The sequence below is a fragment of the Actinomycetota bacterium genome, assembly GCA_030684515.1.
In the GTDB taxonomy this organism is placed as follows: Bacteria; Actinomycetota; Actinomycetes; order S36-B12; family S36-B12; genus UBA11398.
On sequence record JAUXVJ010000002.1, the window covers coordinates 209,067 to 233,652 of the forward strand.

The window sequence follows — 24,586 nt, forward strand, 5'->3', positions numbered from 1 at the left end:
GCCTGTTCAGGCGCGGACCCGCACTTGGCGCGGCTTACGAGCTGACACGAGCAATGCGCGCCCAGACGAGGGTCTGATCTGCAGTGGTCTGCCAGCCCCAACTCTGCGCTAGCGAGTCGACCATGCGCAGTCCTCTACCCGCGATTCGCAGTTCAAGGGCCCAAGCGCGCGGAGGCATGGCCAGGCTGACACTTCCCCGTTGCTGCACGCTGATGCTCAGCCACTGCGTCGAGCAACTTCCACTCAGGGTCACTGGTCCCTTGCCATCGCGAATGGCATTCGTGCACAACTCATTGGCCATGATGACGATCGATTCAGGATCGACTCCCTGTGCCACACACCAAGCCTCGAGCGCGTTGCGGGCGGGTCGCAGCGCCGAGGGCTCATGTTCCAGCTCGTGCACAAAACGCATGCTTTTCAGAGTAGCCACTGTCCGCGGGTGGAGGGATCAATGCCGAGCCTGCAGCGTGGCGACACAATATGGCCATGGCCCGGGTCCTTGCATTTGCAAATCAGAAGGGCGGAGTCGGAAAGACCACTTCAGTCGTGACCGTGGCAGCAGCGATGGCCGAGATGGGTCGGCGTGTTCTCGTCGTTGATCTCGATGCCCAAGCGTGCGCGACTTTCAGTCTGGGCATCGATCCCGAGGATCTTCAACGTGATGTCCGTGGAGTGCTCGTCAACGGAGCCGAAGCGACTCAAGCGCTGATCCGGACCGACGATGGAGTTGATCTGCTGCCTGCAAGCATCGGACTCGCCGACGCTGATGCGGCGCTGGCTTCGACCAAAGGTCGCGAGCTCGCAGTGCGCAACGCGCTCAAGCCACTGCAGTCTGAATACGACTGGATTCTTCTGGATTGCGCGCCGTCACTTGGCATCGTCACCATCGGCGCCTTGATCGCGGCCAATGCCGTCGCCATCCCGCTGCAATGCGAAACGCTCTCTCATCGTGGGGTGGGCCAGTTGCTGCAGACCATTGAAGAAGTGCGCAACTACGTCAATCCGAAATTGAAGATCGCCGGCATCATTCCGACGCAATACGACGGGCGAACCCTGCATGCGCGGGCAGTGCTCAGCGATCTGCCCGAGCGATATCACGTCAATGTCCTGCCGGCGATTCACCGATCCATCAGGTTCGCCGAGGCGCCAGCAGTTGGTCGCACGGTCCTTTCGACGGCACCAAACAGCGTTGGTGCGCGTGACTACCGAGCGCTAGCCCAGGCTCTGGTGGATCAGGCGAACTGAATCACTCGGGCTTTACTGCAGGCTTGCCGCTGCGCGTACGTCGGCGTTGACGGGCCTTGCTCTCAGCCTTGAGTGCGGGATCGTCAGTTTTCGCAGTTGCGGCCGGCTTTGAGTGGCTGCGCTGCTCATGCTTGCGTGGCTTGTCCTGATGCTGCGAGCGAGAAGGCTGACTGGATTGCTTCGGCTTCTTGCCTGTCTCGCCAATGTCTTCCACATTCTCTGCGCCCAGACCTTCGCGAGTGCGCCCGGCCTTGGGCAAGGTGCCAGTGGTGCCAGCCGGAATGTTCAGACCAGTGAAGATGTGATCGCTCGTTGAGTAGGTCTCGATCGGATCCTTGAACGGCAGTTTCAAAGCGCGATCAATCATCTGCCAGCGAGCGATGTCTTCCCAGTCAACCAAGGTGACGGCAACGCCGGAATTGCCGGCACGACCTGTGCGCCCAATTCGATGCAGGTAGGTCTTCTCATCGTCAGGGCATTCGAAGTTGATGACGTGAGTGACGTTGTCCACGTCGATGCCCCGTGCAGCCACATCGGTGGCCACGAGGATGTCGACCTTGCCATTGCGGAAGGCGCGCAGGGCTTGCTCGCGCGCTCCTTGGCCAAGGTCACCGTGCACACTGCCGACAGCAAATCCACGCTCGGTGAGGTCGTCGGCGATCTTCTGAGCTTTGCGCTTTGTGCGGGTGAAGATCATCGCCAATTGACGGCTCTCGGCCTGCAGGATCCGCGCAACGATTTCAATCTTGTCCAGGGGATGAGCGCGCCAGACATGCTGCTCGATGGCGTCAACTGTCGCGCTCTCGTCGCCTGGATCGCTTGCGCGAATGTGCGTGGGTTGTGTCATGTACCGGCGCGCGAGATTGACGATCTGGCCCGGCATCGTTGCCGAGAACAGCATGGTCTGTCGCTTTGCGGGCACAGCAGAAACGATGCGCTCAACGTCAGGCAGGAAGCCCATGTCGAGCATCTCGTCAGCCTCGTCAAGTACGAGAACACGCACGGCGCTCAGATCAAGGTCGCGCCGGTTGGAAAGGTCGATGATTCGTCCGGGGGTACCGACGACGACGTCAATGCCGTTCTTCAACGCTTCGATCTGCGGCTCATAGGCACGGCCGCCGTACACAGCGAGCACGCGAACACCGCGCAGGCGCCCAGCGCGCTCGAGGTCGGTGGCAACCTGAAGTCCGAGCTCACGCGTGGGACAGATGACCAAGGCCTGTGGGCGATCGCGGTCACCTTCGAGATCAACGCGCTGCAGCAGCGGGATGCCAAAGCCGAGTGTCTTGCCCGTGCCGGTCTTGGCCTGACCGATGATGTCGCGACCTTCAAAGGCCATGGACAGGCACATCTCCTGAATCGGAAATGCGCGCTCTATTCCATCCTCAAGGAGCGCAGCGACGATCGTGGGATCCGTACCGAGCTCTGCAAACGTGGGTGCATGTGTCGGATCAACAGTTGATGAGGTACTCAGGGTGACTCCCAGGGTCTACTCGTGTGACGGAAGACCAATTGCCCTTATCGACACGATGAATGCCAAGTGTAGCCATGCGGGCTCCAGGAGCCCTTGGCTGAGCGGGAGTGCTGGTAGGGCTCGATTTCTCAGGCCATGGCTCTAGTGGCCGAAGCCGACCTTGCGGCTGGTGCCCGGCCCGATTTCTATGTAGGCGATCTTCTCAGCCGGAACGAGAACGGTGCGTCCCTTGTCATCGGTCAACTTGAGCACTCCACCGCTGGCAATGGCCGCGTCAACGAGCTTGGCAACATCGGCGGGCTTGTCTTCGCTGTCGAGGGCGATCTCGCGTGATGAGTAGGTGACGCCGATCTTGATCTCCATGTATTGCCCCTCTTGTTCAGTGCTCAGGTGCACATCGTGTCAGTCTGGACATTCTCGCTAACCTTGCGGGGTGTCAGCATTACTGCCGCCGTGGCCAGCAACGGACGTATTCCTCCAAGGGCGAACCTTGAGCGTGCGGCATGCCCCAAGCGCGAAGGCCGGTGCCGCGACCGCCGTCTATGTCCATGGGCTCGGTGGCGCATCGACAAACTGGACCGACCTCATGGGCTTGCTCCAGGGCGAAGTGGAGGGCTGGGCCCCTGACCTCAATGGCTTCGGCCAGTCGCCACCGCCTCGAGACGGCGACTATTCCCCGCTCGGCCATGCCAAGGCAGTGGCGCAATTCATTGATGAGGAACTCGGCGGCCGCGAAGTCCACCTCTTTGGCAACTCACTTGGCGGAGCCGCGTCCCTGCAATTGGCAGCCCGACGCCCTGAACTCGTCAAGTCCCTCACACTCATCTCTCCAGCCTTGCCAGAGGTTCGGCCCAATAGGACGAACATCGTTCTGCCATTGTTGGGAATCCCGGGCCTGGGTGAGTCGCTGTCCGCACGCTCGGCCAAGGTCGATGTGGCAACGCGAGTGCAGACGACCTTCAAGACATGCTTCGCCGATCCAAGCTGCGTTCCGCCGGAGCGATTTGAGGAAGCAGTGGAAGCCGCGACTGCCTATGGAGCCTTGCCCTATTCGAGCGATGCATTTCTGCAGTCGCTACGTGGTCTGCTGAAGACCTATTTGGATCCGGGCCCTCGGCGACCATGGAAGCTCGCAGAGCTTGTGCAGGCCAAGACCTTGCTGATCTATGGCCGTCAGGATCTGCTCGTCAATCCGCACGGTGCAGTGAAGAGCACCAAGCATTTCAAGCACGCGCAGGTGATGGTGCTATCGGACTCAGGACATGTATCGCAGTTGGAGCATCCGCAGATCGTCGCGGATGCATGGATCAAGCGTTTCGGCTAATCCGTTATCCCCAACGTGCAGGTTATGCACAGCTTGTCTTCTTCAGCTTCGTCTGAATGTTCTCTCGACCTACCGTTGATGAAGTTGTCCAACGGGGGGTCAGATGCCATCGCTAGCGCAGGTGCGCGAAGACATGGAAGCTCGGGTTCGCCTGGCGATTCAGGATTCAGGTTTGGATCCGATGACACGACCGACGGAGTTTCGAGACTTTCTTGATGACCTGGCTTCCGAGGTCTGGATCCATCACGGAGGACAGGCCGGGTCCGATGAGCACATTGGTATCGCTCGCGATCTACATCAGGCGATTGCCGGCTTCGGGCCGCTTCAGCAGTTCTTTGATGACCCCACGGTAGAAGAAGTCTGGCTGAATGAACCCGGGCGCATCTTCATCGCTCGCAACGGAAAGTCAGAACTGACAACAGTTGTTCTGTCTGACCGTGAGGTGCGTGATCTCGTCGAACGCATGCTGCGCGCATCCGGACGTCGCATTGATATTTCAAGCCCGTTCGTCGATGCCATCCTGCCCGATGGCAGTCGTCTGCATGTGGTGATACCAGACATCACACGCCGTCATTGGTCAGTCAACATCCGACGATTCGTGCTCCGTCCCTCTCGGGTGCACGATCTTGTCCGCCTAGGCAGTTTGAGTGACCAGGCCGCTGTCTTTCTCCACGCGGCCGTTGCCTCGGGGCTGAACATCGTGGTTGCCGGTGGAACACAGGCAGGTAAGACAACTTTGCTCAATGCCCTGCTCGGCTCACTTGACACTGGCGAACGCATCGTGAGTTGCGAGGAGGTCTTCGAACTGCGCCTTGCCCATGTGGATTGGGTCGCGATGCAAACTCGCGATGTGAGTCTTGATGGCACCGGCGAAGTCTCACTTCGAAGGTTGATTCGGGAGGCTTTACGGATGCGTCCGACGCGGATCGTCGTCGGTGAGGTGCGCCAAGGTGAAGCTCTTGACTTGCTCATAGCGATGAACAGCGGCATGCCCGCAATGGCAACTGTTCACGCCAACAGTGCTCGGGATGCAGTGTTGAAACTCTGCACCTTGCCGCTTCTGTCCGGACAGAACATTCCCGCGGATTTCGTAGTCCCCACTGTTGCCAGTTCTGTTGATCTTGTGATTCACGCGGCAAGCCAGCGCGATGGCAGGCGGCGCATCACAGAGATTGTTGGCCTGTCGGGACGCATCGAGAATGGCGTAGTCGAACTGGCCGAGATCTTCGCGACCGGGAGATCCGGTCTGGAGCGACGCTCCGGCTTTCCCCCTCATGCTGATCGATTTGCAAATGCTGGCTTCGACCTTGCGGCACTGCTTGCCCCATCGCCAGCGCACTCTGAGCGAGCAGCCTGATGGGCGCCCTTGTCGGGCTCGGCATGGCAGTCGGAGTCATCTTCATGCTCACCTCATTGCGTAGGCATCCGCAATCGCAGCGCGCGACTTCTCGGACTCTTGGCCTGGATCGCTTGGCTCAGCAATCAGGTATTGCGCAACTCAGTGGTTCGCGCCTCCTGCTCGTGTGTATTTCGGTCGGCCTCGTTTGCCTCGTGCTCACCTTGCTCGTGACCGCCCTGCCAGTCGTGGCTCTACTGGCGGGTACAGCGAGCGCAAGCATGCCCATCGCGCTGATCAAGCGCAGGGTTCGGATCCGTCAGCGCGAGCTCAGAAAGGTGTGGCCCGATGCCATTGATGCCTTGCTGGCCTCGGTCCGCGCGGGCTATTCCTTGCCGGAGTCAGTCTGTGCTTTGGCAGACGAAGGTCCCAGTGCGCTGAGGGCCGCTTTCGCCGAATTCGCGGGCAATTATCGAGTGGCCGGATCCTTCGAAGAGTCACTTCATGTCTTGACAGACGAACTCGCCGACCCGATTGCCGATCGAGTCGCAGCGGCGCTCGTTGTCGCGCATCACGTTGGTGGTCACGATTTGGGCAGCGTGCTGCGCACGCTGAGCTCCTTGCTGCGCGAGGACGCTCGCGTACGAGGGGAGCTGGAGGCAAGGCAAAGCTGGACGATCAACGCCGCGCGCCTCGCCGTTGCGGCGCCGTGGCTCACCCTGGCAATGCTTGCTACCCGCCCTGCGGCCTTGCACTCATATCGCAGTCTTCAGGGCGCCGTCGTACTGCTCTGTGCAGCGGCACTGTCGATCCTGGCGTACCGAATCATGATCTGGATCGGTCGGCTGCCGGACGAACGTCGATTGGTGGACTCGTGAATTCGGTTGCTGCTGGCGCGGTACTGGGCCTGCTCGCCGCGCTTGGATTTGCCTTGGTGGTCTCACGCGCGCTTGCGTTTCGACCCCCCTCGATGCTTGAGCGCATTGCTCCCTTTGTGCCGACGACACCGCACCTGCGTGCTCGTGTGCGAAGGGCGCCTGGCGTCGGGCAAGTCCTAGTCGCACTCGTGCGCCCCATGCTGGAGTTTCGTGGGCCCAAGGCATCGCTCGAGCACAGACTTGCGCGCGCAGGCTTGCCGAGTGGTGATCGATATCGCTTCGAGCAGGCCGGAGCTATCGGTATGTGCTCTGCTGCCGGTGCCGTGGTGGGCTTCATCTGCGCTGCTCGCGGTGCCTCTCCCATCTGTCTGCCACTGTTCCTTGTCTCGGGCGCAATTGCAGGTGTGATCTGGGCAGATCGTCGCCTCGCGCAGCACATTGGACGACGCCAAGAGCAGATAGCCCGGGAATTGCCGGCGGTGGCTGAGCTCCTGGCTTTCGCGGCAGCAGCCGGTGAATCACCAGCGGCCGCGATCCAACGAGTGTGTCGGACTCTTGGTGGCGAACTCACCGCGGAGCTTCAGCGCAGTCTTGGCGACGTGCGAGGCGGTCAAGCCCTCGATCTGGCCTTGCGTGATCTGGCTCTTCGAGTCGGCAGCCCTGAGGTGGAGCGGTTCATCGATGCATTTGTCATCGCAATGGAGCGCGGCTCGCCCTTGGCTGATGTCCTGCGTGCGCAGGCATCTGACGTGCGAGCTGCCGATCGTCGCGCTCTGATGGAGAAGGCCGGACGCAAAGAAGTGGCGATGCTCATTCCAGTGGTCTTTTTGATCCTGCCGACGGTGGTGTTGATCGCGGTGTTTCCAGGTGTGCAAGGCCTCCAGCTCGTCGTTCGTTCCTAGTGAAGGAGAAATCATGCTGAGCAAACTGCCCCACAGGTGGCGGAAGTCGCTGTCCCCAATGCGCCACTGGGCGAGAGGGCTGAGGTCAAGAAGTGGTGACCGCGGAGATGTTCCGGGCTGGGTGCTGGTGGCCGTGATGACCGCAGGCTTGGTGACAGCGATCTGGTTGGTTGCCGACGATGCGTTGACGTCGGTCTTTGATCGAGCCATGTCGAGCATCTCTGGCCATTCATAGCCCATGGCGAGACTTCCCAAGCGCATGAGTGGCGAACGTGGAAATGCGGTCGTCGAATTCGCGCTCGTCGCCCCAATGCTCATTGCTGTTGCACTCGCCGTAATGCAGCTGGCACTCACATTTCATGTCCGCTCGACACTCACGGCCGCTGCGGCCGAGGGGGCACGAGTCGCAGCATTGGCCGGTTCGCAACTCTCTACAGGCGAGCGGCGAGCGCGTGAACTCCTTGACGGCAATCTCGCTGCCAGTGTGGTGACCAGCGTTCATGCGACGCGCGTTGTTGAGCACGGCATTGTGATGACAAGAATCCAAATAGGGGCGCGGCTGCCCTTGCTAGGAATGCTGGGCCCGGAGTCGATGTCCGTCACCGCCCATGCCCTGCAGGAGCACACGTGAAGCGTGAGCTATCAACCGACAACGGATCGGCCATCTTGGAATTCCTGATCATTGGGGTGCTAGTACTGGTTCCGTTGCTCTACGTCCTACTGACAGCGCTGCGTATTGAATCCGCAGTGATGGCCTCAACTCAAGCTGTGCGCGAAGCTGGCCGGGCATTCATGATGTCGGACTCACTGCTCGAGGCAAAGCAGAATGCACAGACGGCTGCTCGGTTGGCAATGTCGGATCAGGGCTTTGAACTTCCGACAACCGCGCTGAGCATCACTTGCAGCGGAAGCTGCCTGTCGCCATCGTCTTCGACTCATGTGCGACTTGAGTGGCTCGTGGACCTGCCTTGGCTCCCAACCGCACTTGGAAGTCAGGAGTTGGGTTACCCCATCACGGTTGACTCCGAATTGCGAATGGACAGTTATCGATCGGATGTGGGCATTTCGTGACGTCCTTTCGCGCGAAGGATCGCGAAGCAGGCAGCACATTGATTCTGGGGATTGGACTCGTCGGCATCTGCTTGCTTGCGGTGGCCGTTGCGACAGACGCGGGCAATGTCTTTCTCCAGCACAGGCAACTGTTCGCGCTTGCCGATGCAGCTGCGCTGGCAGGGGCTCAGGCGATCGACTTGCAGGAGTACTACGCCAAGGGCGCCCAAGAAGCCACGCGCTTGGAAGCGGCAACAGTCGTTGCTCGCGCCCGCGCCTACGTTCAACGGGAGCAGGAGGCTGTCAGCATTCCCGGCTTGCATATCGATTCTGTTCGCAGCAACGGAGATGACGTGGTGGTGGAGCTCAGCGCCCCCGTGCGCCTCGCCTTCTTCACACTCATCGGAGACGACGTCATACGCGTGTCTTCAAAGGCACGGCTTGACTTCCGCGGCGACTAGCCAGAGGCCTGTGCCTGCTCTAGGTGATGGACAGATGCTGGTGCACGTCGTCACTGGGCAGCATGCCGTCGATAGTGGCAGTGACGGTGGAGTAGAGCAGGTCAGCCTGCCCACCGTACGTTGAGAGAAATGCCGTGTCTCCAGCATCGCGACCTGTGCAGATCCGCACGAAACTCGAGCGGGGCGCCAATAGCGTGGCATCGCTCACGAGCCAGGTGTCGTCCACGGCAGCCTCGACTACGGCGTGGAAATCCATGGGATGAAGCCCGGGGGAGTAGACGGCGGCCAGTCGCGCTGGCACATCCAGTGCTCGAAGCATGGCGATCACCAGGTGCGCATAGTCCCGGCAGACTCCCTGCCTCTTGAGCATCGTCTCCACCGATCCGTCGGTCGGCCCGCTGCTGCCCTCGACGTAGCTCAGGCGCGTGCCGACCCACGACGAAACGCCTTCGAGCAACTCACGAGCATCTGTGATGCCGGCGAACTCTGCCTGGGCAATGGGTGCCAGGCGATCTGATTCGGCGTACCGACTTGGTCGGCGGTACACAATCCGCTCAGCATCTGTGACTTTGCGAACGCGCGCTCTGCCCGTCACGGTCGCCTGATAGTTGACTTCAACTCGGCCTGGCGTCGGGTAGCAGACGTGGACTCGTCCCAAGCCCGCGATGTCGATCTCCTCAACAGCTACCGGAACACCGTCGCTGGTGATCTGCAGGGTCTCTGTGAGGTCGAGAAACTCATTTGACGGAGCCACCTGGAGGCTCAAGCGCACTGGCTCCAGAACAGACAAAGCCAATTCGCAGGACACGCGTCGAATTGGCTCACTCACGAAGCGAAGTATCCAGTACTGCGGAGCGTCCGCTGACCGTGGAAGGTCACCAAGGTGATCCTGTACCCGACTCATGCCCCGGCGCGTAGTGTTCTCACCCGTGACTTCTATCGAATCTGCCGAGCGCCTAGCGGAACTGGCGAACACTCTTGGCAGCATCGAGACTGTCTTGGATCTGCCCGCCTTACGCACGAGCATCGCCGCGCTTGAAGCCGAAGCCTCCGTGCCCGATCTGTGGGATGACCAAGAGAAGGCGCAAGCCATCACTTCGCGACTGTCATTTCAACAAGGAGAACTTCGCAAGGTCGAAGCCCTTCGCCAGCGTTTGGACGACGTGCCCATCCTGCTTGAGCTCGCTGAGGATGAGGGCGATGAGGCGTCGACAGAAGAAGCCCTGAAGGAACTTGAATCGCTGCAGAAGGCGATTGCTGAGCTCGAAGTGCGAACGCTGCTCTCGGGTGAATACGACGCACGCGATGCTCTCGTGACGATCAGGGCAGAGGCGGGCGGCGTTGACGCCGCGGACTGGGCCGAGATGCTGTTGCGCATGTACACGCGCTACTGCGAACGCCACAACTGGTCCTACGAGATCTATGACACCTCGTACGCCGAAGAGGCTGGCATCAAGTCAGCCACGTTCGCAGTGAAGGCGCCCTACGCCTACGGCACACTCTCAGTCGAGCAGGGCACGCACCGGCTGGTTCGCATCTCGCCCTTCGACAACCAGGGACGTCGCCAGACCTCCTTCGCTGGTGTCGAAGTCATTCCTGTCGTTGCGCCGGCCGAAACAGCCGAGATCCCAGACGACGACCTGCGCGTAGACGTCTATCGCTCCAGTGGCCCCGGCGGTCAGGGAGTCAACACCACAGACTCCGCAGTCCGCCTGACCCACATTCCAACGGGCATCGTGGTGTCCTGCCAGAACGAGCGCTCCCAGATCCAGAACAAGGCCACCGCGATGGTCGTCCTGCAGGCCAAGCTGCTTGAGCGCCAGCGTCAGGAGGATCGCGCCAAGATGGACGCCCTCAAGGGCGACAACTCCGGTTCGTGGGGAAATCAGATGCGTTCCTATGTTCTGCACCCCTACCAAATGGTCAAGGACCTGCGTACTGAGACCGAAACCGGCAACACGGCGGCTGTCCTTGACGGCGAGATCGATGACTTCGTGGAGTCCGGTATTCGGTGGCGCAAGCAGCAAGCATCCGCGGCGTAATCGCCAATGCCACTTACACTCTCTAAGTGATTCTTTTCGACCACGTGACCAAGCTGTATCCGACCCAGCAGCGTCCGGCCCTGGAGGAAGTCTCCGTAGAGATAGAAAAGGGAGAATTCGTCTTTCTCGTGGGTCCTTCGGGCTCGGGCAAGTCGACCTTTCTGCGGCTCATCCTGCGCGAGGAGCGTCCTACTCAGGGCTCGGTCTGGGTTGCCGGCAAGGAGCTCGGCCACCTGTCGAATTGGAAGATCCCCTACTTCCGCCGTCAGATCGGCACCGTGTTCCAGGATTTCCGCCTGCTGCCGAACAAGACGGTCACCGAGAATGTGGCCTTTGCCCTGGAAGTCATCGGCAAGCCCAAGGCCCACATCAACAAGGTGGTGCCTGAGGTGCTTGAGGTCGTCGGGCTTGAGGGCAAGGAGAACCGCCGTCCAGATGAGCTCTCCGGTGGCGAGCAGCAGCGCGTTGCAATCGCCCGAGCTTTCGTCAACCGCCCCATGCTCCTGATTGCCGACGAACCAACGGGCAACCTCGACCCCGGTACCTCGGTTGGCATCATGCAGTTGCTGGACCGACTCAATCGGCTGGGCACCACCGTGGTGATGTCCACCCATGACAGCGCCATCGTTGACCAGATGCGTCGCCGCGTCATCGAGCTCGAGGGCGGTCATCTCGTTCGCGACCAGTCACGTGGCGTGTACGGATACGCCCAGTAATGCGCGCAACGTTCGTCGCTAGCGAGGTCGGCCATGGGCTTCGCCGCAATCTGACGATGACCTTGGCCGTGGTGATCACTGTCGCCGTTTCACTCGGACTTTTCGGCGGCGCCTTGCTGCTTCGCGCGCAGGTGTCCACGATGAAGGACTTCTGGTACGACAAGGTCGAGGTCTCGATCTTCCTGTGCAGCAGGGGCAGTGACGCCGCATCGTGTTCTGGCGGCGCAGTAACTGACGCGCAGCGCGATCAGATCAAGACCGACCTTGAATCACTGAAGCCACTCGTCGACACGATCTTCTATGAGTCGCAGGCCGATGCCTACAAGCATTTCCAAGAGCAGTTCGCGAACTCGCCGATCGCTGACAATGTGCGCCAAAGCGCATTGCCTGAGTCATTTCGCGTGAAGCTCTCTGACCCCACAAAGTATGAGGTCGTCGCCTCTGCATTCGCCGGACGTCCAGGTGTTGAGCAGGTCAATGATCAACGGCAGATCCTCGACAAGTTCTTCCGATTACTGGGTGGCCTGCAGGCGATCGCCCTTGCGATTGCCGTTCTGATGCTTGTCGTCACTGTTCTGCTCATCGTCAACACCATGCGTGTGGCCGCATTCAGCAGACGACGCGAAACCAGCATCATGAGGCTGGTGGGTGCATCCAACTTCTATATCCAGTTGCCGTTCCTGCTCGAAGCGGCGTTCGCTGCGGCGGCCGGTGCCATTCTGGCAATTCTTGCGCTCGTATTGACCAAGGGCATTCTGGTTGACGAGGTCATCGCTCCGTCCTTCCAGTTCACGTCATTTGTTGGCTGGGACGCGGTCATGTGGATCGCGCCAGTCATGCTCATCACAGGCATCCTGCTTGCAGGTTCTGCGGCATTCTTTACGCTGCGCAAGTACCTCCGAGTCTGACCAGGAACGAGAAACAGCCATGGCCCGCGAACAAGGGCGAAAGTTAGTCGCGCAGAACAAGAAGGCGCGGCACGACTACGCAATCGAAGATGTCTTCGAGGCAGGCATGGTGTTGACCGGCACCGAAGTGAAATCGCTTCGCGCAGGCCGCGCCAGCCTGACCGACGGCTTCGCCAGTATCGAAGATGGCGAGCTGTGGCTGCGCGGCGTGCACATTCCCGAATACTCCTTGGGCACGTGGACCAACCATGAACCGCGTCGTGCCCGCAAGTTGCTGATGCGTAAAGAAGAGATTCGACGCATCGTGAACAAGACGAAGGAATCAGGGCTGACCCTGATTCCACTTTCGCTCTATTTCAAGGATGGCTACGCCAAGGTTGAGATCGCGCTGGCACGCGGACGTAAGTCCTATGACAAGCGGCAGGCAATCGCCGAACGTGAGTCCAAGCGCGAAGCCACCAAGGCGATTGGCCGAGTGGCCAAGGGCCGGTTCGACTAGTCGAGATTCCTGCACTGGAAGTTCGTCATGTTGACACCTGGGATTACCATGGACGTGAGCTCCGGCTCGTTGCTGCTGTACAACTCAATATGGGGGTGACAGGTTTCGACGGACAGATGTTTTGACCGGTGAAGCGTGTCGAGAATCAAGGTGATCTCGTTAAGAATCCTTGAAAAATATAACTGCCAATAAAACGCAGTCTGCAGACGCTTACGCCCTCGCGGCATAAGTACATATCTGCCGTCAGCCCGATGTGTCCCCGAATCGGATGCTGACGTCGCTAGGGGACTCACCAAATGTGCCGGTCACGGGTGCAGGAGGAAAGCCAAACAGTGACTGGACCGCCCGGAGTAGTGCCGCACGAAGCACCGGGGTCAAGACAGCGATAGCGCGGCTACACACGTAGAAGAACGGAAAGGGCCTGCCTGGACCCGGGTTCGATTCCCGGCACCTCCACAAAGGCTTGCTCGCACTCCGGTGTTGGGTATGCCGACAATTGCCCGCCAAGGGTTTGCTCTTGGCGGGTTTTGTCACGTCTAGGGGTTGAATTCCGTTCACGACCACGACCACGAGAACGTGAGGCGCGAGTTGCTCGTGGTGAGCAATTCACGCGGCCCGATGCGTCAGCAGTCGGCCTCGATAATTGTCGAGTTCAGGGCGGCCCGACCCTCCGGATATGGAATTCGACCCATTCTGATACGCCTTCTCGTCAGATCAAGACGAATAGGGCATTCAGCGGCTATCTCTCGGCAGATCGTCAACTACGGCTCTCGATCGCGTCAGCCAAGCTCGCTAGGACGTCCGTACATGCAATTGCTTTGCCGGCGTTCACCGTGCGAGTCGCTGCCTCAGCGCGAATGGGTCAGGCAGTTACGGGGTTCGAGCGGCCTCTTGGTCCACGCCTTCATCGAGGTGATCGGCGGACATCATCATCAGTTCGAGCAGCGCCTTGACGTCCAGATTGCCCAGGCGCTTGGCCTCGAGCTCCAAGCTGGAGTTCGTCTCGGTGTCGGTCAGGGTGATGTTCAGAGTGACGACGGTCTGCTGGAGTTCTACGTGCAGGGTGCGACGCTCGAACTTGATCATCGGCTGGAGCTTGTCCCAACCGCCGAAGTCGCTCTGCTTGTCACGGCCTAGGACGTAGACCGTCGTCGGTGAGATGGCCAGCACGAAGGACTGAGGGAGCTCCTTGAGGTTGGAGAAGATCTTGCCGCCCGCGTAGGCGCCAGCCATGGCGGCCACGCCTTGGAAGTCGCTGCCGAATCCAATGGCGCTTCCGGCGGCGATACCTACGGCTGCGGCCTTCGTCACTCCGCGTGGATAGACGAGGGCCACATCGAGGATCTCGTCGTTGGGGATGAGGGCCTGGACTGCTGCACGGGCCTTGTCTTCACGGGACATGGGCTCTCCGATCTGGGCTGAGGGTGGGCCAAACTTAGGCCACGGGGTCGCCCTCGGCGACCACGGACCCGCTCGGAGCGCATCCGTGCGCACATATTCCCCGGTACCTGTACCCGCACCCCTGAATGGGACACCGTCGACTAGACGTCGGCCTGGCTGAACTCCTACTTGGAGAACTGAAGACGTTCGCAACCTCTTCTTTCAGATCCACCGATCGCAGCTGTGTCAGGGCCACGCGGGCATCATCCACACCCTCGAACAGGCGGATTCCTGAGCCGAACAGCACAGGTGACAGCGCAATTGAGAACTCGTCTACCGAGCCCGCGTTGAGGTACTCCAAGATTGATTCGCCGCCACCCGCGACGCGGACGTCCCGATCGCCTGCGGCCTCGCGAGCCTGATTGAGGGTGCTCTCAATGCCGTCGTTGACGAAATGGTAGGTGGTCCCACCCGCTCGCTCCCAAGGGTCACGCTTCTCGTGCGTCAAAACAAAGACCGGCGTGTGGAACGGCGCATCCCCAGGCCAGGAGTGCTCGCCAGTTTCGAACATGCGCTTGCCCATCACGCTTGCGCCGGTGCGCTCAAATGTCTCCTGAGCGATGTTGTTGTCGAGCCCTTCCTCGCCGCCTTCGCCCAACTTGAGGTTCTCTCGGAAGAACTTCTGCGGGAATGCCCACTGCTGCAATTCCATCCACTGCTGTCCCATCAATTCGTGGGGGGACTCAGGGGCGATAAAGCCGTCAAGTGACATCGAAACGCTGAAGAACACCTTTGCGCTCATCAGTCCTCAACTCCCTCGCGGATCATGTGGGTGACGTAGGCATCCAGATTGGCCAGAGTCTGCTGGCCTCCTTCGACTGCGTGGTACTTCTCGACGGCCTCGTCGCGCAGCTCCTTGGTTGGGAACACTGTGCGCATTTCGATATGCGTCGCCTCACCGTCGGGTGTGAACGTCAGAACCGACACGAATGCGTTCGGGTCGTCGCGGTACTCGCCGTGCAGCATCTCGATCCGCTCCGGCCGCTTGATCAGAGTCCAGGAGATCCACTCCTGATAGTCAGTCCCGTCCGGTCCGTGCATGACGAACTCCCACTCCGAGCCGACACGGAAATCAAATGCCCGTGTGGTGGTGGTGAAGCCCTCCGGTCCCCACCATTGCGAAAGGTGCCGAACCTCAGTGAACGCCTCGAACACCAGATCGCAAGGGGCGTTGATAATCCGGGAGATGACAAGCTCGCGGTCGGTCGTGTCTTCCTGCACTGTCGTGTCACGTTCTGGGGATGCCATCTGTCACGGCTCCTTGCTTGGCTGCTTGAGTTCCTGCACGTACGCGTCCAACTGGTCCAAACTCTCGTTCCAGAACTGCTCGAATCCGCCAGTCCACTCGTGAACCGGTTGCATACCGCGGGCGTTCAGCCCGTAGAGGCGCTGCTTGCCTGCCTTGCGGTCGTGCACGAGCCCGACCTCTTTGAGTACCCGCAGGTGTTTGGATGCCCCAGGTTGCGTCAGCCCGAGCTCCAAGGCCAGCTCGGTGACCGGTCGCTCGCCTGTGCGCAGCAACGCCAGAATCTGTCGGCGCTGCGGCTCGGCGATCGCGTTGAAGACGTCCGAAGTCGTAGCCGCCCGTGCCATGGGCGAAATCATATGCCGATATCGGAATGTGTCAAAGGCGAACGAGCTCTTGCATGCCACCACCAATGTTTGAGCCGGCCAGCAGCGAGTCGAATCTGAAATTCAGAGTCCTTGTCAGCACAATCGGCGCCTATGGAGACCCTGGCCGCATTTCATATTGCCTTCATCGTCCTGCCATTCCTGATGGCGTTGCTGCTTCGCCGGCACACGCAGCCATATGTCACTCGCTTGTTTGACTCCTTCTTGTTCATCGGAGTCGGCGTGCAGGGCATTCTGGACGGCCTGCAGCAGATGACCGGTGGGGAAGAGGTAGCGCAGTATGTGGGCTGGGCCTACAGCCCCTTTGTCGGTGAATTGGGAACGATGAATTTTGCGTTCGGAGTGCTGGGGCTGATCGCTCCCTGGGCCAGTCGCGGATGGAAGATCGCCACTGCCTTGGGCTACGGCATGTTCCTTGCCTGGGCTGCAGTAGGACACATCTCGGACGCGATTTCCGGTGACGACTCAATTGGCAATATCGGTCCCACGTTGTGGTCAGACGTTGTGATTGCCGCAGCATTGCTCGTGCTGGGACTCCTCACACGTGATCGCGAGCGCCCACATCATGCACGGTAGGTGAAGTACTGATTGAGCTTCAACCACGACTGAGGGATGCCAGCAGCGCGCGCTGCGATTGTGCAGCTGCCGTGCTTGCGCACGATGAAGACCACAGCGCCGAGTGGAGTTGTCTGGATCCGGCATCGAGAGATGCCTGAAGTGACAACCCAGGAGACTGGCTGCCCGGTGTTGGTGACCAAGCCTGGGTCTGCGAGGCGGTACCAGCGCTTGTATGCCAAGCGGCTGAAGCCGGGCGCCTTGGGCTGGATGGTCTGGATGCCGGCTGCCAGAGCAATGGTGTTGCTCTGCACTGCCGGGCGGAAGCTGCCATTGCCGGTTGTCGTGGCGTTGAGGGCACATGTTCCGGCACCGGCTTTTGCCTGGATCGTGGTCCCGCTGAGCGTGCAGGACCCGGCAATGCCGAGCGTGACGGGCAGCCCAGAGGTCGCGCGGGCGCTGAGGGTGACTGATCTGCCGTTGCGCAGTACAAATCCGGCTCCGGGCGCCCATGCGGTGCTGGAACCTGATGGAGTCAGGGTGATGCGATCGCTCTGGGCTGGCTGCCCGATGACGATGGTCTGCGAGGCAGTGCCGTCAACGGTCGCACCCGTCCTTGAGTAATTGGCCTTGAGGGTGACCGTGCCCGATCCCGCAGGTGTCCATGTCGTCGAGGCTCTTCCGTTGCTCAGGGAGCGGACGTCAATCACTGTCGTGCCGATGTAGAAGGTCACGGTTCCCGTTGACGTCTCCGGGCTCACACCAACGGAGATCGGAATGGCGGTGCCAGCAACTCCACTTGTCGCTGCAGTCAGCGTGACATTGGATCCTGAAGTCGACACCGCAGTCGATGTCGTGGCGCTAGCTGAGGCCAGAGTGTTGGAGTCCGGCGTGTAGCTGGCTTTGAGGCCGAAGGTCTGAGCTGTGCTCGGCAGTTGGATGCTGATCGTCGCCTTGCCCTGGCTTGACAGTGCCTTGGTCTCGATCGGTGTGCCATCACTTGTCTGGAAGGTGACGGTTCCTGCAGGTACATAGGAGCCCGATGTCTTGACGGTTGCGGTGTAGTCCTGCACCGAGGAGGTCTTGGCCATCGCGGGACCTTCGACCACCGTCGTTGTTGCTGCCTTCGCGATGCTCACTGTCACAGCGTTGGACGTGACAGTCTCGCTTCCATCAGTAGCCCGGTAGACCGAGTAGAGAGCAGCGGAGCCTGCCGCGACGGGAGTCCACGTGACTGGGTCAGAAACACCCTTGCTCGAAACCGAAGTCGAGCCGATGAGGGTGCCGGAGTTCAAGAAGTAGGAGAGCAGACCTGGCGGAATGTCAGAGGCGCCATCGGCGACCGAAGCCTTCAACGGAATGCCAAAACCAACTGTGCCGCCGCTTGGCTGGAAAGTGATCGTTGTTGCGGCACTGGCTGCGGGAGCCAGCGTGACGGCACCAGTGGCGATTGTGGCCACGGCAACTGCTCCGGCTACCGCGCGCACGACGCGTGTGCGCAAAGTGCCGTTCGCCGCCGAAGAATTGTGCGGTTGCCGATCTGCATCGAGGAGTGCGTTCATGGCTGCACCATAAGCGCGCAAATCGGACTCAACTGCTTTCGTGATCAGATCTTTATAAAGCACACACTCGCCAACCTTGCCCTCACCAGAATTTTGCGACTTTGCAAAAGCATTGGTATGTAAGGACTATTGGCTGTGAAGAGGTTACGACCGCTCGAGTTTGTGGAAAGAACTCGTATTCAGATTCACAGGATTCTCTAAGGATTGCCAGCAACAACTGCCAACTCAATTCGCATGCCGCCGCAACTCCGTAGCGCTTGCAAACTGGCCGTGCGGGCCGGACCTACTCTTGACGCATGAAGTCCTCGCCGCGGTGGTTCACGGATACACCTGAGGGAAATTCGCAGCGCTATGTCGAGCGCTTTCGCCAGCTTGTCGCAAGCGGTGCCGATCTCGATGGTGAGGCACGGCTCATCGATGCGATGGTCAGTCGCAACTCTCGCATTCTTGACGCGGGCTGCGGTTCGGGTCGAACTTCAGCCGCTTTGTTCGCCCGAGGCCACTTCGTGGTTGGCGTCGATATCGATTCGACTCTGGTGGCTGCCGCCCGCCAGGATCATGCGGGACCAAACTGGGTAATGGCTGATCTCGTGGATTTTGATTTGCCCGCAGCTGGCCACGTCGAGCCATTCGACATGATCGTCTCGGCGGGCAATGTTCTGTCCTATGTCGAAGTAGGTACAGAAGTTCGAGTGCTTGAACGATTCCGGGCGCACCTGGCGCCTGCAGGTCGGGTGGTCGTCGGCTTTCAGACTGAGCGGTACGCAGTTGCAGACTTTGACGAGCATGTCGTTCAAGCAGGACTTGTGCTTGAGCAGCGGTTTTCGACGTGGGATCTGCAACCTTGGAACGAACATGCCGACTTCGCGGTCTCAGTCCTGCGTCATTCCTGAGTGGTCTTGCGCATTGGATCTTGGGCCTCCGAGGGCCGCGGCATTGCTACGGTTGAGGCTTGAACGTCTGAAGTCTTCGACGCAGAATCAGGAGCACCCATGGAGGTCAAGGAACTCGGTCATCTCGTCCTGTACGTGAGTGATTTGGATGCATCGGCTCACTTCTATGGCGAAGTACTGGGTTGGCGGATGATCTTTGGTGGCGAGCGCGAGGGAGTTCGCTTTTCGGCGGCTGCTTTCTCTGCGCCCTCCAACCGCACTCATCACGAGTTGCTCTTGATTGAAGTAGGCAAGGATTCGGCGGCCATCCCTGCCGGTCGCAGGGTTGGGATGTATCACTTCGGGCTCAAAGTCGGTGACACCGACGACGACTTACGGGCTGCGCTGGCCACGTTGAAGGAGCACAACGTGCAAATCGTTGGGGCTAGTGATCACACTGTGACGCACAGCCTTTATGTGCTGGATCCAGATGGGAACGAAGTCGAGCTCTACATTGATGTTGCAGGTATCGATTGGAAGAGCGATCCCTCTTTGGCCATGGCAGGAATCAAGCCGCTAGTCCTGTGACCCTCCATTAGTTCGTCGCTGCTGCGCGCTACGTTTCTGCTATGGAGGTTAAGCGTCGCCGTTTCGCCTTGTTCGACGATGCGTCGCCCCAACTCGACCGATTCGGACTCCTGCTGGTTCTGGTCGTTGCATCGATCGTCATGCTGTCGCTCGTTGATCTTTACCATCCGGCCGATGCCCTCCCCGAGCGACTGGTTCCTGTCGGGGCCACGGTACTTGTCGGAGCAACCTTGCTTCTGGCAGCTCGAGCGTCGGGGGTGGCCAAACGCTGGCAGCGCATAGGCGAAGTGGCCGTCGGAATCGGCATTGCCTCGCTTGCCATAGTCGCGCTGTTCAGCAACTCGTCGGGACCGGACCTGAACGAGGATTCCACAGCTCCCGTGTTGATGATGCTCCTGGCAGTTCTCACCCCATTGGTGGTCGTACGTCGATTGATCCAGCACAGACGGGTTTCGCGTGGCACCATGTTCGGCGCTATCTCGGCGTATCTCTTGTTGCCGATTGCCTTCTTCTACTTGTTTATCTCTGTCAACGCGTTTCAAAGCCAGCCGTTCTTCGGCGTTGAACAGCCATCTCAGGTGTACATGTACTTCAGCCTGACTTCGCTGACCACACTTGGCTACGGCGACTACACAGCGCAAACAGATCTCGGCCGACTGCTGAGCACAGGTGAGGCGATGATTGGCCAGATCTATCTCGTTGCATTCGTCGCAATGCTGGTCGGACTCTTTGCCGCACAGTGGCGAGAGTCACGAGCAGGCGATCAGTCTTGAACAAGCCCAAACAAGCCCTTGAAGTCGTGCTGTTCCGCGTGTTCTCATCATCACCCGATGCCGTTCCGCAGAGACGGCCGACCGATGTGCTGCTGCTCGTGGGTGGATTCCTTGGCCTAGGAGCCTTGGCCTGGCAAGCACCCGGTCCGACTTCGCTGGACGTAGCCATCGCGGAAGTTGTCAGAAATTCGCCCGGAACGTTCAGTTGGTTGTGGCAGCTGCTCTATGCGCTGATGCTTCTCTGGGTTGCGTACCTGGTGGTTCTACCGCTTGCAGCGAAGGGGCGCCGCAGACTTCTACTGGACTATGTGCTGGCAGGCCTACTGGCCTTTGGCGGTGCAGTTGGTATCAGTTTGCTATCAGGTACCGAGTGGTCCAGCGCTCTTGAGGCATTTCTTGGCGCGGATCCGCCACCTGCCTATATGGCTATTCGCTTGTCAGTGCTGACAGCCGTAGTCGTGGCGGCATCGCCATATGTGACCCAGCCACTTCGTCGCGTCGGTCGAGCAGTCATTGCTCTGGGTGCTCTGGCGAGCATCGCTCTAGGTCTGGCATATCCGATCGACGTCCTCGCGGGCCTGCTCATGGGCATGGTCGCGGCAGCGATCGTGCACTTGCTGCGCGGCTCGCCTGGTGGACTCCTCACCTTCGATGAAGTCTGCGTCGCGTTGTCGGATATTGGCGTTGAAGTCGACAGTCAGAGCATGGCCATGGCCCAAGCGCAGATTCCTGGGGAGCAGTTGCTGCGGGCCTATAGCGACAGGGGTGACCCGCTGGTCGTCAAGGTATACGGGCGCGATGCCTGGGATGCGCAATTCGTCGGTTCCCTTTGGAACTCGATGACGACGCGCGGCGAATACCTGCAGGTCACAGCTGGGCGACGCGAGCGCGTCGAACACGAATCCTTTGCTCTGTTGCTTGCGGAACGAGCCGGGGTGTCAGTGTTGCCTCTTGTCGCAGCCGGCGAATCCGTCGAAGGCGATGCCCTGCTCGTCACTGACGGTGCGGCGATGTTCTTCGAGTCAATTCCCGCCGATCAAATCGATGCCGCAATGCTGGCCGACGCGTGGACATTGCTCGCTGATCTTCATGCCACCGGCATCGCCCATCGTCGCATCGACAGCGAGCGTCTTGTGATGCGGGACAACGGATCCCTTGCGTTGACTGACTTCGCCCAGGCGCGAACGACCGCTGGCAGCGGTGACCTTCTCATCGACCGTGCTCGACTTCTTGTCACCCTTGCGCTCAAGGTGGGGATTCCCGCAGCAATAACGAGTGCGACTGCCGCGCTTGGGTCTGCCGGTTTGGGTGAAGCCTTGTCGTATGTGCAATCGCCCGTGCTGACAAGGGATATGCGTCGCGAGATTGACTCTGGGAGCTGGACTCTGGACGAACTCACCGGGGCAGCAGTTGCTGCCACCGGCGATGAGTTGCCGCCGATGGAGCAGATTCGGCGAGTCACCACGCGTTCGCTCCTGAAGTTCGGGCTTATCGCGCTCTTCGTCTTTTGGCTGCTCAGCTTGATCAGCGGAGTGGATTTCTCCGAGGTTCTGGACGCACTGGAAACTGCAAACCTGTGGTGGCTGCTCGCCGCTCTGCTGCTGTCGCCGGTGATCCAAGTCGCATTTGCCTTCTCCACGCTTGGTTCGACCATGACTCGCCTGCGTTATGGACCAGTGCTGTTGCTGCAGTACGCAATCCAATTCATCGCTGTCGCACTTCCAGCAACTGCCGCTCGCCTGGCGTTGGAAGTGCGCTTCTTCCGAAAGTTCGGCATTGCCCCTGGGCCGGCGATCACGATGGGAGTGATCGATAGCGTCAGTGGATTTGTTGTGCAGATCGGCCTGATCATCTTCATCCTGCTCTCAGGCCTCCCGGGGTTGACCATGCATCCCAATTCTGAGTCTTCCTCCAGTGATACAACGAGTACGGAGTCCTCGTCCCCGAGTTTGCTGGCATTGGTTGCGGTGATCGCGCTCGTCGCCCTGGTGATCTCAGTCGTGCTTCCCAAGCGCCGAGCGCGTCTGAAGGAACTGTTGCGTCGGGGTCGCTTGGCAGTTGTCGCCGAAGTGCGCAACGCATCGAGCTCGCTGGTTGTCTTGCGCAAGCCCAGCAAAATCGCATCGATGCTCGGAGGGAATCTAGGAGCGCAGATCCTGCAAGCGATCGTGCTCGGGCTGTGCTTGCTGTCCTTCGGTGAGTCAGCAGACTTGTCGCAATTGATCCTGATCAATACCGCTGTCAGTCTTTTTGCTGGCTTGATGCCTGTCCCTGGCGGGGTTGGGGTCGCAGAGGCTGGCTACACCTTCGGCTTGCAGGCCATCGGCATTCCGAGCTCAATTGCGATCTCCACCGCCTTGGCCTTTCGACTCGTCACCTTCTACTTGCCGCCAATATGGGGCTCCATCTCGACCCGTTGGCTCCGCCAGCATGAGTACATCTGATCGCCTCTGGCTAGGAGGCGCCCGAGTGCCGCGACTGCGGGTGAGTTCATCGTTTTATTACCCGGCATCGATTTCGGACGCAAGTTCGCCTTTGCCATCGAGGGCTTGACCACGCGTTTCTATTCGGAAGAACCACGTGACGACTGCGCCAACCAAGGTCAGAACTGCGATGACCGCCAGGCTTGGCGACAGGCCGAACCAGACCGTGGCAAGGGGCAGGAAGAAGGTTCCGATCACTGCGCCGACTTTGCCCGAAGCTGCAGCGATCCCGTGGCCAGTTGCTCGTAGGAGAGTCGGGTAGACCTCGGCCGCGAGGAGATAGGTCGTGGCATTGGGGCCGGCGTTCATCATTGTGTTGAACGAGATGAAGGCAAGAAGGATCAGCCACTCGGGACCGGCCTGGCCTGTGTAGGCAAGCACGCCCAGCGACAGGAACATTCCTACAAAGCCAACCAGCTGCAGGCGAATACGACCGGTGCGCTCCACGAGCAAGATGTTGATGGCAAAGCCGACGATCAAGAAGACATCCGTGAACGCTGCCTGCTGTGTTGCGATGATGTCGTCCTTGATGAACTGAGTGTCTGAAGTCGCGGCGGTGCCGTTCGTCAACCCCATCAGAATGGTTGGGGTGAAGAGGCCGACGCCATAGAGCGCGATGTCCATCAGAAACCATGGAATGGCGGTGAACAGCAACGCTCGCCGCCACACTGGCTTCAACAGTTCGCGGGCTCCTGCGCGTGGCTGAGGCCCCCTGTCATACACCTCGGCGAAAAGTAGGTCTTCTTCAGTGACGTTCGGCAGTTCGCCGGTGAGCCATTCCGTGTCCTTCTCGGCCTGGTCCAGATCCCCTTGATTGGCCTGCCACCGCGGACTCTCCGGAACTCGAAGGCGGAGCACAGCGACGATGATCGCCGGCACAACTCCGCTCAGCAGCATCACCCGCCAAGCGCCGACTTCTGGATAAATCGACAAGATGACGAAGCCCATTACAGCTCCGGACACCATCCCGAGTGCTTGAAATGAAAATGCACCGGTCATCCACTTGCCGCGATTCTTGGCCGGCATGACCTCAGCGATCATCGATGCGCTCAACGGGTACTCGGCACCCACGGCCATGCCTTGAAGAAACCGGAACGCAACCAGCGACCACACATTCCAGGAGAGCGCAGAGGCGATCGCGGTGACGACGAACAGCACGATGTCGATCTTCAGCATTCGTTGTCTGCCGATCTTGTCGGCCAGACGACCTGAGAACAATGCTCCCGGAACAGCGCCCACAACTGCAGCACCTACAGCGAGGGACTTCTGCCAGGGATCAAGTCCCATGTCCAAGACGATTAGTGGTCCGGCCACGCTCATGATGAATAGGTCGTAGCCGTCCAAGCCGATGCCCGATGCGGCGAGCACCCAAGCCCCCAAGCGACGGCGACCCACCGGCGTGGAATCCAGAGTGCGACCGATGGCGTGCTGGCGGGCTGAAACTGGTACTTGCATCGCTCCTACCTCTACGTGGCTGGCATGGTAGAGCGAAGATCTGGCGCGAAGGTGTACGACAAGTGAGGCAGGGGCAACGCGAATTGGAACTACTTCAGCGAATTGCGCCCCGTCGGCAGGTGTCGCCATGAGGCAATTCCGAGCGTGGATACCGCAGACATGATCGACAGCACGCTGCAGAAGGAGCCGATCGAAAGAAATGATGCGAATGAGCCGATCGAGCCGACTGAGAAGGCCGAGTTGACTGACCCGATACTCATGAAGGAGTTCTTTGACCCGATACTCAATACGGAGTTCCTCGAAGCAATGCTCCACGGTGAATTGCTGGCGATCTCGGCTTCAGTCATGCCGCTCCTCGGTCAAAATGTGGCGTGCGAGCATCATGCCGCAT

At 59.9% G+C, this 24,586-nt stretch carries 28 protein-coding genes, 1 other RNA gene and 1 pseudogene; 19 read left to right on the forward strand and 11 right to left on the reverse strand.

What is annotated here, in order from left to right; genetic code table 11:
* Positions 1-34: 34 nt before the first annotated feature.
* Positions 35-412 carry an ATP-binding protein gene (locus Q8M73_01220; GenBank protein ID MDP2287173.1) on the reverse strand — a complete coding sequence of 126 codons (378 nt, stop codon included), beginning with the start codon at positions 410-412 and terminating at the stop codon, positions 35-37.
* A gap of 74 nt (positions 413-486) precedes the next feature.
* Between Q8M73_01220 and Q8M73_01225 the strand changes: the two genes are divergently transcribed.
* Positions 487-1,245, forward strand: a complete 759-nt coding sequence (locus Q8M73_01225; GenBank protein MDP2287174.1) for a ParA family protein — start codon at positions 487-489, stop codon at positions 1,243-1,245.
* A gap of 178 nt (positions 1,246-1,423) precedes the next feature.
* Here Q8M73_01225 and Q8M73_01230 read toward each other — a convergent pair.
* Both Q8M73_01230 and Q8M73_01235 read right to left on the reverse strand, forming a co-directional pair.
* Positions 1,424-2,650, reverse strand: a pseudogene (locus Q8M73_01230) (DEAD/DEAH box helicase).
* A 210-nt stretch (positions 2,651-2,860) separates the two neighbouring features.
* Complete coding sequence (locus Q8M73_01235) at positions 2,861-3,082, reverse strand: DUF3107 domain-containing protein (GenBank protein ID MDP2287175.1); 222 nt, start codon at positions 3,080-3,082, stop codon at positions 2,861-2,863.
* Between the two features lie 70 nt (positions 3,083-3,152).
* Between Q8M73_01235 and Q8M73_01240 the strand changes: the two genes are divergently transcribed.
* The 8 genes from Q8M73_01240 (at position 3,153) to Q8M73_01275 (ending at position 8,670) form a co-directional block, all read left to right on the forward strand.
* The gene (locus Q8M73_01240; protein ID MDP2287176.1) at positions 3,153-4,043 is read left to right on the forward strand and encodes an alpha/beta hydrolase; all 891 of its coding nucleotides are present in this window, start codon (positions 3,153-3,155) and stop codon (positions 4,041-4,043) included.
* A gap of 103 nt (positions 4,044-4,146) precedes the next feature.
* On the forward strand, positions 4,147-5,400 hold the full coding sequence (locus Q8M73_01245; protein MDP2287177.1) for an ATPase, T2SS/T4P/T4SS family: 1,254 nt from the start codon (positions 4,147-4,149) through the stop codon (positions 5,398-5,400).
* Complete coding sequence (locus Q8M73_01250; GenBank protein ID MDP2287178.1) at positions 5,400-6,257, forward strand: type II secretion system F family protein; 858 nt, start codon at positions 5,400-5,402, stop codon at positions 6,255-6,257. The genes Q8M73_01245 and Q8M73_01250 overlap by 1 nt, the downstream gene beginning before the upstream one ends.
* Entirely contained in the window at positions 6,254-7,159 is a 906-nt protein-coding gene (locus tag Q8M73_01255; protein MDP2287179.1) for a type II secretion system F family protein, read from the forward strand. The genes Q8M73_01250 and Q8M73_01255 overlap by 4 nt, the downstream gene beginning before the upstream one ends.
* 13 nt (positions 7,160-7,172) lie before the next feature.
* Positions 7,173-7,394, forward strand: coding sequence for a hypothetical protein (locus Q8M73_01260; protein ID MDP2287180.1), 222 nt, complete (start codon positions 7,173-7,175; stop codon positions 7,392-7,394).
* 24 nt (positions 7,395-7,418) lie between these two features.
* Positions 7,419-7,790, forward strand: a complete 372-nt coding sequence (locus Q8M73_01265; protein MDP2287181.1) for a TadE/TadG family type IV pilus assembly protein — start codon at positions 7,419-7,421, stop codon at positions 7,788-7,790.
* Complete coding sequence (locus tag Q8M73_01270) at positions 7,787-8,230, forward strand: hypothetical protein (GenBank protein ID MDP2287182.1); 444 nt, start codon at positions 7,787-7,789, stop codon at positions 8,228-8,230. The genes Q8M73_01265 and Q8M73_01270 overlap by 4 nt, the downstream gene beginning before the upstream one ends.
* Positions 8,227-8,670, forward strand: a complete 444-nt coding sequence (locus Q8M73_01275) for a pilus assembly protein TadG-related protein (protein ID MDP2287183.1) — start codon at positions 8,227-8,229, stop codon at positions 8,668-8,670. The genes Q8M73_01270 and Q8M73_01275 overlap by 4 nt, the downstream gene beginning before the upstream one ends.
* 19 nt (positions 8,671-8,689) lie before the next feature.
* Here the strand turns inward: Q8M73_01275 and Q8M73_01280 are convergent, their stop codons facing one another.
* Positions 8,690-9,499 carry a transglutaminase-like domain-containing protein gene (locus Q8M73_01280; protein MDP2287184.1) on the reverse strand — a complete coding sequence of 270 codons (810 nt, stop codon included), beginning with the start codon at positions 9,497-9,499 and terminating at the stop codon, positions 8,690-8,692.
* 100 nt (positions 9,500-9,599) lie between these two features.
* Between Q8M73_01280 and prfB the strand changes: the two genes are divergently transcribed.
* From prfB to ssrA, 5 genes are all read left to right on the forward strand, one after another.
* Positions 9,600-10,712, forward strand: a complete 1,113-nt coding sequence (gene prfB, locus Q8M73_01285) for a peptide chain release factor 2 (protein MDP2287185.1) — start codon at positions 9,600-9,602, stop codon at positions 10,710-10,712.
* Positions 10,713-10,738: 26 nt separating this feature from the next.
* Complete coding sequence (ftsE, locus tag Q8M73_01290; GenBank protein ID MDP2287186.1) at positions 10,739-11,428, forward strand: cell division ATP-binding protein FtsE; 690 nt, start codon at positions 10,739-10,741, stop codon at positions 11,426-11,428.
* Entirely contained in the window at positions 11,428-12,336 is a 909-nt protein-coding gene (gene ftsX, locus Q8M73_01295) for a permease-like cell division protein FtsX (protein MDP2287187.1), read from the forward strand. Before ftsE ends, ftsX begins: the two co-directional genes overlap by 1 nt.
* A gap of 19 nt (positions 12,337-12,355) precedes the next feature.
* Positions 12,356-12,835: an SsrA-binding protein SmpB gene (smpB, locus tag Q8M73_01300; GenBank protein ID MDP2287188.1), complete on the forward strand. Its 480-nt coding sequence runs from the start codon at positions 12,356-12,358 to the stop codon at positions 12,833-12,835.
* A 91-nt stretch (positions 12,836-12,926) separates the two neighbouring features.
* Positions 12,927-13,294, forward strand: a transfer-messenger RNA (tmRNA) gene (ssrA, locus tag Q8M73_01305).
* Between the two features lie 411 nt (positions 13,295-13,705).
* On the opposite strand, the gene Q8M73_01310 is transcribed toward ssrA, so the two are convergent.
* Genes Q8M73_01310 through Q8M73_01325 form a run of 4 tightly spaced genes read right to left on the reverse strand, consistent with a single transcriptional unit; the run spans position 13,706 to position 15,868 of the window.
* The gene (locus tag Q8M73_01310) at positions 13,706-14,236 is read right to left on the reverse strand and encodes a hypothetical protein (GenBank protein MDP2287189.1); all 531 of its coding nucleotides are present in this window, start codon (positions 14,234-14,236) and stop codon (positions 13,706-13,708) included.
* Between the two features lie 34 nt (positions 14,237-14,270).
* Positions 14,271-15,017, reverse strand: a complete 747-nt coding sequence (locus Q8M73_01315) for a dihydrofolate reductase family protein (protein ID MDP2287190.1) — start codon at positions 15,015-15,017, stop codon at positions 14,271-14,273.
* Positions 15,017-15,523 carry an SRPBCC family protein gene (locus Q8M73_01320; GenBank protein MDP2287191.1) on the reverse strand — a complete coding sequence of 169 codons (507 nt, stop codon included), beginning with the start codon at positions 15,521-15,523 and terminating at the stop codon, positions 15,017-15,019. Before Q8M73_01320 ends, Q8M73_01315 begins: the two co-directional genes overlap by 1 nt.
* Before the next feature lie 3 nt (positions 15,524-15,526).
* Positions 15,527-15,868, reverse strand: a complete 342-nt coding sequence (locus Q8M73_01325; protein MDP2287192.1) for a metalloregulator ArsR/SmtB family transcription factor — start codon at positions 15,866-15,868, stop codon at positions 15,527-15,529.
* A 132-nt stretch (positions 15,869-16,000) separates the two neighbouring features.
* On the opposite strand from Q8M73_01325, the gene Q8M73_01330 reads away from it, so the two are divergent.
* Positions 16,001-16,483, forward strand: coding sequence for a hypothetical protein (locus Q8M73_01330; GenBank protein MDP2287193.1), 483 nt, complete (start codon positions 16,001-16,003; stop codon positions 16,481-16,483).
* Here the strand turns inward: Q8M73_01330 and Q8M73_01335 are convergent.
* Positions 16,471-18,024 carry an Ig-like domain repeat protein gene (locus tag Q8M73_01335; protein ID MDP2287194.1) on the reverse strand — a complete coding sequence of 518 codons (1,554 nt, stop codon included), beginning with the start codon at positions 18,022-18,024 and terminating at the stop codon, positions 16,471-16,473. The genes Q8M73_01330 and Q8M73_01335 overlap by 13 nt on opposite strands.
* A 296-nt stretch (positions 18,025-18,320) precedes the next feature.
* Here Q8M73_01335 and Q8M73_01340 point away from each other — a divergent pair, with 296 nt between their 5' ends.
* The 4 genes from Q8M73_01340 (at position 18,321) to Q8M73_01355 (ending at position 22,701) form a co-directional block, all read left to right on the forward strand.
* Entirely contained in the window at positions 18,321-18,917 is a 597-nt protein-coding gene (locus Q8M73_01340; GenBank protein ID MDP2287195.1) for a class I SAM-dependent methyltransferase, read from the forward strand.
* A 99-nt stretch (positions 18,918-19,016) separates the two neighbouring features.
* The gene (locus Q8M73_01345; GenBank protein MDP2287196.1) at positions 19,017-19,484 is read left to right on the forward strand and encodes a VOC family protein; all 468 of its coding nucleotides are present in this window, start codon (positions 19,017-19,019) and stop codon (positions 19,482-19,484) included.
* 41 nt (positions 19,485-19,525) lie between these two features.
* Positions 19,526-20,257 carry an ion channel gene (locus tag Q8M73_01350; GenBank protein MDP2287197.1) on the forward strand — a complete coding sequence of 244 codons (732 nt, stop codon included), beginning with the start codon at positions 19,526-19,528 and terminating at the stop codon, positions 20,255-20,257.
* A complete protein-coding gene (locus Q8M73_01355; protein ID MDP2287198.1) occupies positions 20,254-22,701 on the forward strand; it encodes a lysylphosphatidylglycerol synthase transmembrane domain-containing protein in 2,448 nt (815 codons plus the stop codon). The genes Q8M73_01350 and Q8M73_01355 overlap by 4 nt, the downstream gene beginning before the upstream one ends.
* A 57-nt stretch (positions 22,702-22,758) precedes the next feature.
* Here the strand turns inward: Q8M73_01355 and Q8M73_01360 are convergent, their stop codons facing one another.
* Both Q8M73_01360 and Q8M73_01365 read right to left on the reverse strand, forming a co-directional pair.
* Positions 22,759-24,195, reverse strand: a complete 1,437-nt coding sequence (locus Q8M73_01360; protein ID MDP2287199.1) for an MFS transporter — start codon at positions 24,193-24,195, stop codon at positions 22,759-22,761.
* Positions 24,196-24,284: 89 nt separating this feature from the next.
* Positions 24,285-24,542: a hypothetical protein gene (locus Q8M73_01365; GenBank protein MDP2287200.1), complete on the reverse strand. Its 258-nt coding sequence runs from the start codon at positions 24,540-24,542 to the stop codon at positions 24,285-24,287.
* Positions 24,543-24,586 lie beyond the last annotated feature (44 nt).